Source organism: Streptomyces sp. MspMP-M5 (assembly GCF_000373585.1).
In the GTDB taxonomy this organism is placed as follows: domain Bacteria; phylum Actinomycetota; class Actinomycetes; order Streptomycetales; family Streptomycetaceae; genus Streptomyces.
On the sequence record NZ_KB891895.1, the window covers coordinates 1 to 13,519 of the forward strand.

At 66.5% G+C, this 13,519-nt stretch carries 12 protein-coding genes; 1 reads left to right on the top strand and 11 read right to left on the bottom strand.

Annotated elements, in window-relative coordinates; translation table 11 throughout:
- Nucleotides 1-670 precede the first annotated feature (670 nt).
- Nucleotides 671-1,735 (top strand): HpcH/HpaI aldolase/citrate lyase family protein, encoded by a 1,065-nt coding sequence (locus B073_RS0119290; RefSeq protein WP_018539726.1) that lies wholly within the window; start codon nucleotides 671-673, stop codon nucleotides 1,733-1,735.
- Nucleotides 1,736-1,789: 54 nt separating this feature from the next.
- Here B073_RS0119290 and mtnC read toward each other — a convergent pair whose 3' ends face one another.
- From mtnC to B073_RS42830, 11 genes are all read right to left on the bottom strand, one after another.
- Nucleotides 1,790-2,572, bottom strand: a complete 783-nt coding sequence (mtnC, locus tag B073_RS0119295; RefSeq protein ID WP_018539727.1) for an acireductone synthase — start codon at nucleotides 2,570-2,572, stop codon at nucleotides 1,790-1,792.
- Complete coding sequence (locus tag B073_RS0119300) at nucleotides 2,569-3,147, bottom strand: 1,2-dihydroxy-3-keto-5-methylthiopentene dioxygenase (RefSeq protein WP_018539728.1); 579 nt, start codon at nucleotides 3,145-3,147, stop codon at nucleotides 2,569-2,571. The genes mtnC and B073_RS0119300 overlap by 4 nt, the downstream gene beginning before the upstream one ends.
- Nucleotides 3,144-3,857: a methylthioribulose 1-phosphate dehydratase gene (gene mtnB / locus B073_RS0119305; RefSeq protein ID WP_018539729.1), complete on the bottom strand. Its 714-nt coding sequence runs from the start codon at nucleotides 3,855-3,857 to the stop codon at nucleotides 3,144-3,146. The genes B073_RS0119300 and mtnB overlap by 4 nt, the downstream gene beginning before the upstream one ends.
- Nucleotides 3,854-4,177 (bottom strand): hypothetical protein, encoded by a 324-nt coding sequence (locus B073_RS40405; RefSeq protein ID WP_018539730.1) that lies wholly within the window; start codon nucleotides 4,175-4,177, stop codon nucleotides 3,854-3,856. Before B073_RS40405 ends, mtnB begins: the two co-directional genes overlap by 4 nt.
- Nucleotides 4,178-4,256: 79 nt before the next feature.
- On the bottom strand, nucleotides 4,257-5,525 hold the full coding sequence (locus B073_RS0119315; protein WP_018539731.1) for a hypothetical protein: 1,269 nt from the start codon (nucleotides 5,523-5,525) through the stop codon (nucleotides 4,257-4,259).
- 15 nt (nucleotides 5,526-5,540) lie between these two features.
- Entirely contained in the window at nucleotides 5,541-5,978 is a 438-nt protein-coding gene (locus B073_RS0119320) for a cobalamin B12-binding domain-containing protein (protein ID WP_037812137.1), read from the bottom strand.
- Nucleotides 5,975-7,186 (bottom strand): MFS transporter, encoded by a 1,212-nt coding sequence (locus B073_RS0119325; protein WP_018539733.1) that lies wholly within the window; start codon nucleotides 7,184-7,186, stop codon nucleotides 5,975-5,977. Before B073_RS0119325 ends, B073_RS0119320 begins: the two co-directional genes overlap by 4 nt.
- 11 nt (nucleotides 7,187-7,197) lie before the next feature.
- Nucleotides 7,198-8,439 carry an ATP-grasp domain-containing protein gene (locus B073_RS0119330; RefSeq protein ID WP_158690157.1) on the bottom strand — a complete coding sequence of 414 codons (1,242 nt, stop codon included), beginning with the start codon at nucleotides 8,437-8,439 and terminating at the stop codon, nucleotides 7,198-7,200.
- A gap of 31 nt (nucleotides 8,440-8,470) precedes the next feature.
- A complete protein-coding gene (locus tag B073_RS0119335) occupies nucleotides 8,471-9,703 on the bottom strand; it encodes an ATP-grasp domain-containing protein (RefSeq protein ID WP_018539735.1) in 1,233 nt (410 codons plus the stop codon).
- A gap of 21 nt (nucleotides 9,704-9,724) precedes the next feature.
- A complete protein-coding gene (locus B073_RS40410) occupies nucleotides 9,725-11,587 on the bottom strand; it encodes an FAD/NAD(P)-binding protein (RefSeq protein WP_158690158.1) in 1,863 nt (620 codons plus the stop codon).
- 942 nt (nucleotides 11,588-12,529) lie between these two features.
- Nucleotides 12,530-13,498, bottom strand: coding sequence for a glycosyltransferase family 2 protein (locus B073_RS42830; RefSeq protein ID WP_078508082.1), 969 nt, complete (start codon nucleotides 13,496-13,498; stop codon nucleotides 12,530-12,532).
- Nucleotides 13,499-13,519: the final 21 nt, after the last annotated feature.

The window sequence follows — 13,519 nt, forward strand, 5'->3', positions numbered from 1 at the left end:
GGGGGGAGGTGAGGGAACGTGGGGGATGTGACAACTCGCCTCTGACACAAGGCAGTTGCCAGATTTCGAAGGATGCGGAATGGGGGGATTCAGGAAGAGACGAAGGCCACACGATGGCCTCTGTCACATGATGGACGGAAGTCGGCGGAGCGCAGCGCGATCCGTCGTGACGGTGCGGTCCGCGGCGTCGATCGGCTGCCACCCTGACAGCCGGGATCCGACGCACCGATTGTCGTCCGTAACGGCGATGGTACGGACGGCAGGTGTTTTGCAGGAGAAAGGCCGAGGGGGCCTCCGGGGGCGGGTGCCGTGCGGGAAAACTTGTGGGAGTACCTGAAGTTCACCGCACCGGTTGTTGAGGATCTTCGTTGTATCGGCCCGTTGTCAAGGGGCGATTCGCCGCTATGGGTATCGGTTCTGGCGTTCCGTCCGAATCCTGATGGCTCGTCGTGTCGGCCGGTTCGGTAAAGGTGTCGGAGTGTGTGTTCGCGTTCCTTAAAATCGCTCGACGCATGCGATACCTGTCGGTAACTTCGAGGAGTTCGCGAGTGCGGTGCCCGACACAACGGGGCACCTGCGGTCGTCGGCCATCGATGCCGCGGCACTCGGCTCCCGCCTGCGGGGCCCCGGCCCCGCCCATGGGCCCAGGATCCCGACAGCAAGGAGCACGATGCGTCCCCCCAGGCAGTTCCTCCAGCCGCTGGCGGTCGGTGCCCCCGCACCGCTCGACCAGATCCCCGCCGTACCGACCCGCATGCTCCACTTCTTCGACCCGAGCAACGCCAAGATGGCGGCCAAGGTGCCGGACCTCGCCAAGCGGGTGGACGTCCTGGTCGGCAACCTCGAAGATGGGGTGACCGCCGCGAACAAGGACGCCGCCCGGGCCGGCCTGGTACGGATCGCCAAGGAGGCTCCCTTATCGGAAAGCCAGTTGTGGACGCGGGTCAACGGCATCGACACGCCCTGGGGCCTGGACGACCTGCTCACCCTGGTCCCCGAGATCGGCGACGTCCTCGACGTGGTGATCCTGCCGATGGTCCGCGGACCCGAGGACATCCACTACGTCGACCGGCTCCTGGCCCAGCTCGAAGCCCGCGCCGGGATCAGGCGCCCGATCCTGGTGCACGCCGTGCTGGAGACCGCGGGCGCCGTCGCCCGGGTCGAGGAGATCGCCGCGTCCAGTCCCCGGTTGCAGGGGATGTCGTTGGGCCCGGCCGACCTCGCGGCGAGCCGGCGCATGAAGACGACCCGGGTGGGCGGCGGGCACCCCGGCTACCTCGTGCGCGCCGACCCCGTGGACGGGGACATCCAGGGGCGGCGGCCCACTGCTCAGCAGGACCTGTGGCACTACACGCTCGCGCGCATGGTCGATGCCTGCACGGCCAACGGCGTCCTGCCCTACTACGGGCCGTTCGGCGACATCAAGGACACCGTTGCCTGCGAGGACCAGTTCCGCAACGCCTTCCTCCTGGGGTGCGTCGGAGCCTGGAGTCTGCACCCGGCCCAGATCGACATCGCCCGCCGGGTCTTCAGCCCCACCGTCGAGGAGGTTGCCTGGGCACGGCGCGTGATCGAGCAGATGGGGGACGGGACGGGTGCCGTCATGGTCGACGGCACCATGCAGGACGACGCCACGGTGAAACAGTGCCACGTGATCGTCGAACTCGCCGCCGCACTGGAGAAGCGCGACCCTGAGCTGGCCGCGCGCTACGCGAACGGGAGCACCACCGCGTGACCGACCCCACCGGGGTGACGCGGCCCTGCCTCGGCCGCGTCGATCCCCGCGTGGTCATGTCTGGGATACCTCGTCCGTGGGGCCTGTGGGGTGAGTGCTGTTGGTGTCGTCCGGGTCTGTGGGGCGGTATGCCTGGAGCCGTACGTGGTCGAGTGAGAGCGAGGGCACCGAGGGGTGCCCCGGCACGATGGGGCCCCTCGGGTCACGGGCGCGCCGCACGCCGGCGGTGAGCCAGCCGGCGGCAGCCGCCGCGTCCAGTTCCTCCGCGACATCGCTGAGGAAGAGCGTGTGCGGGGGCTCGCCGCCGATGGCCCGGACGATCGCCCGATAGGATTCCGGCTCGCGCTTGGGCCCGGCCCGGTCCAGGTCGAAGTAGCCGAGCAGCAGATGCGTCAGGTCGCCGTGGTCGCTGTGGGCGAACCAGTCCCGCTGCGCACCCACCGAGCCGGACGAGTAGATGTGGACGCCGATTCCGGCCGCGCGCCATCGGTCGAGTGCCTCGGGCACGTCCGGGTAGACGTGTCCGGTCAGCGTGCCGTCCGCGTAGCCCTGTGCCCAGATCAGTCCTTGGAGCCGCTTCAGCGGTGCCGCCTTGACGTCGGCGTCCGCCCAGGCCGTCAGGACGGCGATGGCTCCGGCGTCGTCGAGGTCAGGGGTGCCGGTCGAGTCCCGTACGGACTGCAGGATCTCGGCGTGCCGTGGGTCGTTGCGGTGCGTGGTGAACCAGTCGGCCAGGCGTTGGCGTGCGTAGGGGAAGAGGACGTCGTGTACGTGCGAGAGCGAGCCGGTGGTTCCCTCGATGTCGAGGACCACCGCCCGTACGGTTGCCGTGATCACAGGTCGGCCGCCGGCAGGGTCTCCAGGCCCGGGAACCGCCGCGCGATCGCGTCGCCGGTGAAGTCCCCTACCCAGCCGTCCTCCTCCTTGAAGAAGCGGATGGCGCAGAAGTCCGGGCGCGGCCCCATGTCGAACCAGTGGCGGGTGCCGGCCGGGACCGACAGCAGGTCGCCGGCCTCGCACACCACCGCGTAGACCCGTCCGTGCACATGGAGGTAGAAGCAGCCGCGACCGTGTGCGAAGAAGCGCACCTCGTCCTCCGCGTGCCGGTGTTCGTCCAGGAACGCCGCGCGGGCCTTTGCCGCCTGTGCCTTCCACTCGGGTCCGTCCTGCGGAGACAACTGGGCGACGTCCACGACCCGCAGGCCCTCATCGGCGCACAACTGGTCGATGTCGGAGCGGTATTGGTTCAGGACGTCCTCTGCCGCCGTGCCCGGGACGATGACGCCGCGCAGCGGCCAGCGCCGGAACTCCACCTCACACACCCGCAGCGCCTCGGCGATCTCGGTCTCGTCACGTGTGTGGACGAGTACCTCGTCGGGCGCATCGTCCGGCATGACCTGCAACAGGGTCATGAGCGGTCCCCTTTCGTCTCCGCGGCGGTGATGGTCGGCGCGAGCGCCGGCCGAGCGCCGAGCAGCAGCAACTGACAGATGGCTTCCAGGCATTCCAGGTGGTTTCTGGCTCGCGCCAGGTCGCTTCCCCAGGCGGTGATGCCATGGTCGGCGATGAGCAGTCCGGGGGGTGCCTGGGGGTTGGCGGCCAGGTAGGCGGCCACCTCGTCGGCGATCCTGGGGACCTGGGGCCAGTTGGGGAACACCGGTAGTTCGGTGTGCGAGGGGTCCTGCAGTCCCAGTCCCTTGAGCAGTTCGAAGCGTTCGAGGAGCAGGGGGGCGACCTGTGCGCCGCCGGTGCGGGAGGCGACCGTGGTGGCGTGGGGTGCGTGCACGTGGATGACCGCGCCGGCGGCGGTGGAACGGTAGACGGCGGCGTGGATCGAAGTCTCCGCCGAGGCCCTCAGCGGGCCTTGGCGGACGGTCTCCCCGGTGCTCGCGCGTACGGCGACCATGTCGTTGGCGGTCAGTTCGCCCTTGTCCCGGCCGCTGCCGGTGATCAGGGCGTGGCCATCCTGGCCGGGCAAGCGGGCGGAGAGGTTGCCGGAGGTGCCCGGCATCCAGCCACGCCGGTACAAGTCACGGGCCATCCGGGCGAGTTGGCCGGCGAGGAGTTCCGCCTGGCCGTGGCCCGCGGGGGCCGAGAGCGTCGGGTCCGATTCGAAAGTCATGGTCCCACCTCGCAGAGCGTGAGCAGACGGTGCACGGAGAGCCGTTCGGCTCCGCCGAGGCCGGACAGTTCGACGACGACGGCCAATCCCGCGACGTGGGCGGCGGATTCGGCGACCAACTGTGCGGCGTCGTCCAGTGTGCCACCGGTGGCCGGCACCTCGTCCACGTAGAGCACCCGTTCCCCGGGGAGGGCGGCGCCCTTTTGGAGTTTGAGCCGGTCGTTGCCGTACTCCAACGCGTAGGGGGCCGTATGGAGGGAGCCGGGTAACTTGCCTGGCTTGCGGGCGAGCACCAGCGGGGTCGCGGTGCGGGCCGCCACCGCCTCTACACCATCGACACGCCCCCGCCGACGCCTGCCACGCCCTCTCCAGCCGAGCCGGCACTTTCTGCGAGTGTGCTCACCGGTCGGACAGCCCGCCGGTCAAAGTCCGAGGCTGGAGGGCGTCGAAGCGGTGCTGGTTGAAGGAGAGCATCTGGAGGAGGCGGTCGGCTGCTCCCCCTCGTTCGTCCGGTCGTGACTGCGCGGGGAGGGGCATGCCGCCCGTGGACGCCCACCGGAGGGAGCCGTCGCTGTCGATCGAGGTTCGCGTTTGGTTTCTGTTGTCCTGGTGGAGGCAGTAGGGAACGTCGAGCAGCCCGAGGCGGAATGCCTCGTGGAGGGACTCCCCCACCGTGCTCTTGAGGGAGAGCGTGGTGTTGATGAGGGCTGCGGCATCGTGAAGAACTTCGCTGCTTGGCAAGCGCGCGGAGCGAGGGACCCCGTGGGCGGCGTTCGCGGCGATGCGGAGGGCAGCGACATTCTCCGCGATGGTGGGGATCCGTTGGGATTCGACCGTCGTCTTGACGATGAGACGTTCGCAGCCGGAGGTTGCGGCAAGTTCGGCGCTCGCTCGAAGAAGCGCGGTGGCGCCGTCCGTGGTCTTCGGGTAGACACCCATGAAGGTGTAGAGGACCACGTGCCAGTCGATATCGACGAGGTGTTCCTCGGCGAGGGTACGCAGAGCCAGGATCGCGTCGAGGTCCTGCTGCGGATTTGCCTGCTGGGCGTAGCTGAGGGAAACGCTGCGGATGCCGTTCTCCACGAAGAAAAGGCATTCGAGGACGCTGAGGGCGACCAGAAGACTTGGTGGACACAGCTGGCCCAGCATGCAGCCACCGAAGGTCTCAAGGTGTGCGGAACCCTGCCCGCCGTCCGCAAGGATCTGGCATCCCTCTGCCCAGGCGTCGATGGATTCCCGCAGCGGCACCCTGCTGTAGGGCAGGCAATAGGAAACCGGACCTCCCTCGGAAACAGTGAGACCGAATCTGAGCATGGTCCGAAAGATTTCCTGCGGCTTTGGCGATCCATGCCGGACTTGAACGGGGAAAGCATCCAGGTCCATGTCGCGTAACAGCAGGGAATTGCTCGAATCGGCGTGCGACACAAGCGGGTAGCCGTTGAGCGACTCGCCTGAAGCGATGGCTCGGCCGGCCCGCAGAAACTGCCCCGTGCGCGTGAAGCTGTCCAGGGTGACGGTCCCTACCACGCGAGGGCCGGCGCCGCGGGTCGCATCGAGACCGGCTCGCATGAGTTCAGGGCTCGCGAAGCCCATGCGGGGTTGAACAACCAGTTCGCCCCGGTTCCTCGCCTCGGCGATATACGCGCCGAAGTTGGATATCTTCGACATACCGATTGCCAATCCTTAAGCCGCGTTCGCCGTTGAACTTGCCGAAAAGCCGGACAGGTACGCGTGGAACGTATCGACGGCCGTCTCTCCGACGAACACCTCGGCAAAGCCCATATCGCGTAGGCGCCGCACTTCGTCGTCGCCGACCTCTCCGTGGGTGTGGAGCTTGCCACCGAGGACGACGGGCGGACGGACTCGCTCCGGCACGTGAAGGACGGCGTCGAGCAGGGCAGGAGCCTCAAGGAGGCCATGGCCGTTGACGGTGCTGACCAGGAGGAGGTCGACATCCGACTCGGCGAGGGACTCGACCACGAGTCCGATCGGTGTGCAGGGGCCGAGATTGATCACCTGCCACCCACGCTCTTCGAGGAGGAGCTGCAGGTAGACCAGGTTCCAAGTGTGGGCGTCAGACGTGACGGTGGTGACAACCGCCACAGGGGGCCGAGAACTCATGAGCGGGCTATCTCCTTGTCGTGGGGGCCGGCCGACGGCGCTTCGTCGGCGTTGCGCAGCACCGGGGTCATCGCGATACCGGCGAGCGCGAACGTCGCACCGAGACAGACCCAGCCGATCGTTCCGTTCTCGATGACCAGGGTCGAAATGACGAAGGGGGCAACCATCTGGGAGAACGCGAATCCGGTGGTGAAGAGTCCCTGGTACTGGCCGTTCTGGCCGGAAGGAGCGAGGTCAATGCTGATGACCCAGCCGGCTGCCGACTGGATGATCTCTCCGTAGAGATGGAGACCTGCCGCGACGAGCAAGAGGACACCGGCACCGACTCCGGAAACGCCGTTCGTCAGGCCCGTGAGAACGCAGGTGCCGAGGAACAGGAAGCCGGCCAGCCGCCACGACCGCCGCGCCGAGTCGAGCGTTCCGATCCTGCGTGACGCGGATACCTGAAACAGGACGCAGCCCACGGTGTTGAAGAGAATCAGCACCGCTGTCATCCAGTGCGGGGCACTGGTGTACTGCACGATCCACAAAGGGAATCCGATGTCGAGCATGGCGAAATGGATCACCATGATCATGTTCACCATCGTGGCGGCCACATACCGCCGGTCCCGCAGAACCGGCAGCTTGGAGGCGCCGGGCTTCACCGGCACGGCCGCGATGCGAGGCAGCGCGAAGAGGATGAGACCGCAGATGAGATAGGACACCGCGTTGAAGCCGATCACGGCCAGGTAGGCCCCTCGGGTGTCGACCCAGATCGCCAGGCCGGCGATACCGCTGCCGATCGCGACCCCCAGATTGCCGATCGTGCGGATCTGGGCCCTCGCCAGGGTCGCGTCTTCACCGGCGGTCAGGGTCGAAAGAACCGCCTGTCGCGCCGCGTAGGCGCCTCTCTCGATGAACGTGAACACGACGGCGACCGCCGTGAATTGCACGAATCCGTCGACCACCAGGAAGCACACGGCGGCCAGCGCGCTGAGGATCAGGAGCACGGCGGCCACGTCGCGCTGGCCCCGCCGATCAGCGAGGTGCCCGAACGGGACACCGGAGAGGAGGCCGGTGGCACCGGCGATCGTGAGTCCCACGCCGAGCTGGCCGGGCGTCACCCCCGCGAACTTGGTGAAATACAGCGCCGAGGAGGCCATGAAGGCGCCTCGGCCCAGCAGGTTGAAGAAGACGGCGATGCCCAGGAGGCGGACACTGGTCGACATGGATCGCAGCATCACGGGCGGCGCTCCGGTTCCTCGTCGAGGTCGAAGGTGAGCGAGTCCACTGCCGCCCGAGCACGCTCGGCGGCTTCCTCCGGCGTCGCGCCGAGCGCCCAGGCGAACGCGAGCCGTGCGAGCGAACCGGTGAGATCGCCGACCTGCTCACCGACACCGGCAACAGCGGCGACCTCCGCCACGCCGGGCATCCGCTGAGCTTCCTCGATGCCGTGGACTGCGGTGAGCACGCCCCGCCGGTCAGCACACCGGTACCGGATCGCTGCGAACTCCGCGCGTTCGCCGCTGCGGTGACGCTTCATCGCCTCCTCGATCTCCGCGGTGATCGAGTGGCCGACCGCCTGACGAGCCCAGGTCTTCTGGATATCGATCCCCGTCGCGGCCGCGAGCATGTTGGGGATCCGGTCGCCGCCGTAGCGCAGATGGGTTTCGATGATCCGGACACCGTCCTCGGTGAGGATCACCTCGGTGTGGGTCGCGCCGTCCCGGATCTCAAGCGCGTCCAGCATCCGGCGCACGGTGTCGGCGATGGCCGCCGCCTCCGCCTCGGGAAGCGGAGCCGGCACCAGGTGCCCGACTTCGACGAAGCTGTTCTGATCGATGGACTTTTGGGTGATCCCCGCTACGAAGTGCCGGCCTGTCTCGCTGACGCACTCGACGCTGAACTCCCGGCCCTGGTGGAAAGGCTCGACTATGAGCTCTTCCGCGTCCAGGCCCGAGGTTCCCTCCATGCTCCACGTGAATGCCTGAGGGACGTCCGCCGGGGACGTCAGTTTGCTGATGCCCCGGCTTCCGATACCTCCTGCGGGCTTGCAAATTACCGGGTACCCCAACTCCCCAGCCACCTGGGCGAGTTCGTCCGCACCGTGGACCCTCCTCGCGGGAGTGTCGTCGACACCCGTCTCGCCCAGGCGGGCGCGCATGAGGTACTTGTCGGTGACCCACTGAGCGGTTTGCTCGGAGTAGCACCGCAACCCCAGCTTCTCGGCGATGTATCCGGTCTTGTCCGCGTCCGACTCGGTGAAATTGACGATCGCGTCGATGCGGTCGTGTTCATGGATGGTCCGGGCGATGCCCAGCCATTCCTCCCGACTGGTCGCACGATCGAGGATCAGCAGCCGGTGCAGGTCCTTCCTGTCCCAGACCTTGCCCTCGACCTCCGACCGGCAGAGCACGCTGATCCGAAGTCCGGGAGCGGCCTGGAAGCAGTTCCGCGGGACCTCACGTGCTCCACCGATCATGAGAAGGTGTCCGGCAACCGCTGCTGCTCCCTCACGCATCCGACCACTCCGTGTTCGCGTAGAACCAGTCGACACATGCGCGAAGACGCTCTTCGACCTGGTCACTGGTCGCGCCGGAAACGAGGAAGGTCGCGATCTCGCCGTTGGTGTGCTGCATGGCCTGGTAGCGCCGTCCGGCAGGGGCGCACGTGTAGTCCAGCACCCAGTCGAACGGAGCCGACTGAGGAACCTTGGTCAGGACCCCGGGTCGGGGAGAAATCGTCGTCTGCCCCGAGATCTGCCGCTGCAGGGCTTCCGTCCGCGGCCAGTCATGAGGTTCAAAACCGCAGAACGCACGGACCGCGGCCATCTTGAAATCGACCCCGAAACTGGCCCGGTTCTCTTCGAATATCGAGCCGCCGCCGAGCCGCTGTGCGGCCTCGCCGAGGACGAGCTCGCCGTCCGGACGCTGCCACAGCTCCACGTGGAAGAGCCCGTCGGGTCCGAAGGGAAGCACCTTCTCCAGGAGATTCCTGGTGAATCCGATGACTTCCCGGGACAGTTCGCTGCGGGCGTCGAGCATCGTGCTGCCCATGAACCCGCCATGAAGGAAATCGATATGACTACCGATATACCGAGCCGCGCTCATGAAGCGGCAGACGCCCTGGGAGTAGTAGCCGTCGACGCGTAGCTGCGTCCCCTCGACGAAGGTCTCGGCGAGCATGTCCGGCTCGCGGTCGATCCCGGCGAAGATTCCCGTACTCAGCAGCGAGTCCAGCTCCGCCTCCGAGTCCAGGATGAAGGTATCGGCCGATCCCTTGCCCGAGATCGGCTTCAGTACGACGGGGAAGCCGACCACGTCGGCGAAGTCGAGCAGCTCGAAGGCGTTGCGGACCTTCCTGAACTCGGCCACCGGAACGCCTGCCGCAGATGCGCACTGCTTCATGAGGAACTTGTCGCGCATGTAGACCGCGTCCTCAGGACGGATACCTGTCAGTCCGTGCCGTTCGCGCAGCCATGCCGCTCGCAGGACGTCGGCCTCCGCCATGGGGATGATCCGCTTGAACCCGCCGTTCGCGAGCAGCTGGTCGGCCCGCTTCCCGACCAGGTCGTTCATCGCGTAATTCTGGAAGCACTCGATTTCCGGGAACGCCCCACCGTAGTGGGCCTTAATCCATTCCGGAGAGTGATCGCGGTCCGTGCCCGTCAATAGGTAGGCCGAATTTTGGGTGGCGTCGGACCATTCCTGCGGTGTATTGCGGAGTAACACCTTGAGCGGCGTCATTATTATGTTTTCCACGATGCCTCATCCTGCTCGGCCGAGCATATGCTCGGCTATTGCGTCCGCGTCCTTGAAGAACTCATTCCAGGGGCCGGGCCTGCCGCTTCCGACGAAGGTGAACCAGCGGGTGTTCTCCGTCGGAATACCGATCACGTGCAAGCCCTCAAGTGACGACCCATCTCGCCCTACCGAATGGAAAGGGGAGCCTGTCGTCGCGACACCGCCGGTCCTGAAGGCTTCCTCTCCGTTGCGGTTGACGTATTCCGTCAACATCCCCCGGTCACGGAGGTTGACCATGAGGCGAGAGGTTTCCAGGGTCAGATCCGTACCGGGAATCCTGGCGTCGATGAGGACGTCCAGTTCTGTGTCGGAGCCGGCGACCGCCGGCGATCCGATGGTGAACCGTCCGGTGGACTCACAGGCCCCGAAACGGGCACTCGGGCCGGCGATGCGCACGATCCCGGCTTCGAGAAGCGCGAGCAACTGATAAACGCGTTTTCTCGGCGGCCCCGAGGACAGCAGGGAGCTTCGGGGACCGAACCAGCCGAGGAAGTCGTTCGCGTGCGATTGCGCGGTGAGCCCCGAAAAGTCCACCAGCCTACGTATCTCGCTGCGCGTATCCCTGAGGACGTCCAGCGCGGCCTTGAGCGGATCGAGCCGGTTCCCCACCTCGGCGTGTTGGAGGTCCCTGCGCATGAACGCCATCACATGGTCCGTGAAGTCCTCCCGCGATACGAAGGAGAGCCCGTCGAACGGACGCGCCAGGGCGAAGAAGTCGATCGGTTCGGCGTGGACCCCGAATGCCTTGGCAATGTCCCTGATCGCCAAGGGATCACTGGCACCTTGCTGCCGAACCTCCTCAACGAACTCATCCTCTGAGGATTCTCCCGCCAGACCGCGCACAAGCGTCGAAAAATACACCAGGTGCATTTCGGCGAAGACCCACGGGGCGACTTCTGACCGGAAGTCCAGGGGACGACCGGAAGACCTTTCAAGGATCTCATCGGCCCTGAACAGAGTGGGCTGGTAGGAATAGTCGGGCGCCTTCTGATTCCGCCCTCGGGCGGGCAACGGCAGCCCGCTTCGGGAGCCCGCGATGATCAGCGGCTCGTGACCGCTGGGCTGGTAGCTGTACTCGTTCTCCGCGACCTCGAGGAACTTTCCTTGACGCCCCTCGGTTAACGAAAAGATCACGTCGTAGGCCGAAAGACCGAGTCCGATGACCCCGGTCGGTGCACCCGCAGGAATTTCTTCGAGATTCATCTCAGCGGGAGATTCGTTGCGGATGTACCGTATTCCGGGCTTTCGGGCGGCGAACTTCGCAAAAGCAAGCTCGCTCCCCTTGAGCCGAGGAAGCCCGTGCCCGGTTGCCAGGACGACGCTGTCGGCCCGGAGTATTCGCCCACTTTCGAGCCGCACATGAAAGACTTCGGACTCCCGGTACACGTCCAGGACGCAGTCATGAATCCCTTCGAAGGAGACCGACGGCGGCAGGGCCTTCTTCGTCGCCGCCAGGACGAACCGCATGTACCGGCCGTAGAGATTTCTGGGAGCGTATTCATTGCTCCCCACGTGCGGATCGCAAGACCGCCACCATTCGGCGAGCGACGGACCCGCGCCTGGACGAACCGGCCCGTCGTCCACGGGACCGGAGAACATGGTCACCTCATCGGCGACGGTATTCATCCGGTAGAGATCGTCCTGGTCGGTGCGCCAGATGCGACCACACCCGACTTCGGTCGAGTCGATCAGGTGGATGTCGATCCTGGAACGGTGGGAGGGGGTCTGAAGCCGCGCCGCGATGCGTTCAAGGACCGCGAGCCCTCTTGGTCCTGATCCGACGATGGCGATCCGGTAGACGTGTGGGGGGCCGTTGACGTCACTCACAGGGTCCCTCGCTGGGGGTGGGTGTGGAACGTCAGACGTTCCGTCTGCTGGGGGGGTGGGGAGGTCTGGAACGTCAGACGTTCCGTCCGCTGAGGGTGGGGAAGTGTGGAACGTCAGGCGTTCCGTCCGAGCAGTACCGGACTTTAAGCCGGAATGATCACCCGGTAAATGGAATTGCGGAGGGACTGCGCGCCGAAGTGATCCACGGAGCGTGACCGAACAAGGGCGCGCCAAGCGGGGCGGACGGCGTGGAACGCGCCATAAGGGACCGGGGAATCCGGACATTCGAAGCTACGCATGCACGCTGGGTACGAGCATCCACCTTGGCGTGATCTGTGTCTCACCGGCCACCGCGCTACTCGGAAGGAGATGCTGGGAGCGCGTTGCACTTCGACGGAGGCCACGAGTACGACGCGGCTGCCTTCGTGGCAACGGCCCCTCGTTCAGGTGCCGTTCGATCGACGACTTGCCGTGCAGGATCGCCTGGAGCCGCGGCTGACTGGCAAGCCTGCAACGCCTGCTCGACGACGTGGCGGAGCTTGCCCATGCCCTTGACGTTCGGATCCACGTACTCCACGCGCGAGTTGAGGGCAGCGCGGCATCGCACCGCAGGCTGCATGGGCAGCTCGCCCGTGCGGACCGACGCAAAGCAAGGGCAAAGGCAGCGCTCCATCGACAGTGCAGTGAGATGCGCCACAGTGCAGCCGTGCGGTGACGCTCTAGGGTGATCACGATGGGTTGCCGCCGGGCGCTGCTGCGCCGGCTTCTTGTACGCGCGAAATCCTTTGACCGGTCCGGCGTTTCGGTCCACCGAGAACGCCACCGCCGGGGGAGCTGAACGGAACGGGTGGGGATGGCAACTGACGAAGGCGGGGGAGCATCCGCGCCCTGCGGATCGTTGTACGAGCGCCTGGGCGAGGCGGAGTTCGCCATCCCGACATGTCACAGCGGGATCGTCGGGTCCAGCCGCTCCCTCAAGCGCCGCCGCACCAGGGACCGCACCGGTGCCGCCAGCGGCGCGAGTTTCCACCACTGCCCCGGGAACATCAGCCTGAACAAGCGGAAGTTGCGCCGGCTCACCGCCGAGGGCCGCAGCGGTACGCAGGACACCAGCAGGGCCGTGCGCAGGGCCCGGAGTTCGGCGGCGGGTCGGCGGGAGGCCAGTAGCGACTGGGCGAAGGCGTTGCGGTAGGCCCACCACATCATCTCGTGCTGCTGCGCGCCGATCTGCATGCGCGTATTGGGTTCGCCCGCATGCGGATCGGCCGAGTGGGCAAGGTCCGCGGGAAGATGGTGGACGTTCGCATAGCGGTCGGCGACACGCCACAGGAGGGTGCCGTCGAGGCCGAGGCCGTGCGTGAAGTCGAAGGGGAGATTGCTCGGCAGCTCGTCCTGGAAGACGTCGACGAGGTCTGCCCGGCGGATCAGTGTGCAGGAGGCGCTGACCGGGACCTGGTCCTCGACGGTCGCCGACCGGACCAGGAACTCCAGGGAGGACATCCGCCCCTCGCGCCACCGATAGAAGGTCTCGGGCACCTGGCGGTGCCAAGTCATCGCCGTGAACACGAAGCCGGCGTCGGGTGCCCGGTCGAGTGCCTCGACCGAGCGGGCGATCGCGTCCGGGGAGATCCAGTCGTCGGAGAAAAGGAGTTTGACGTACTCGCCTTCGGCGAGCTCGACCGCGCAACGCCAGTTCCGCACCCGCGGTATCACTGATTCATTTCGGTGTACCCGAACACGCGGATCGGCTTCTGCGAGTTTAGTGACGACCTCCCATGTGGCGTCCGTGCTCGCATTGTCGACCACCACGACCTCGATATCCTGGTAGGTCTGTTCGAGCGCACTGCGCACTGCCCGCTCCACCTCCTGCGGGCGGTTGTACACCGGTATACAGATGCTGACCCTTGCCATTCCACACCCCTTGTTCGAGAT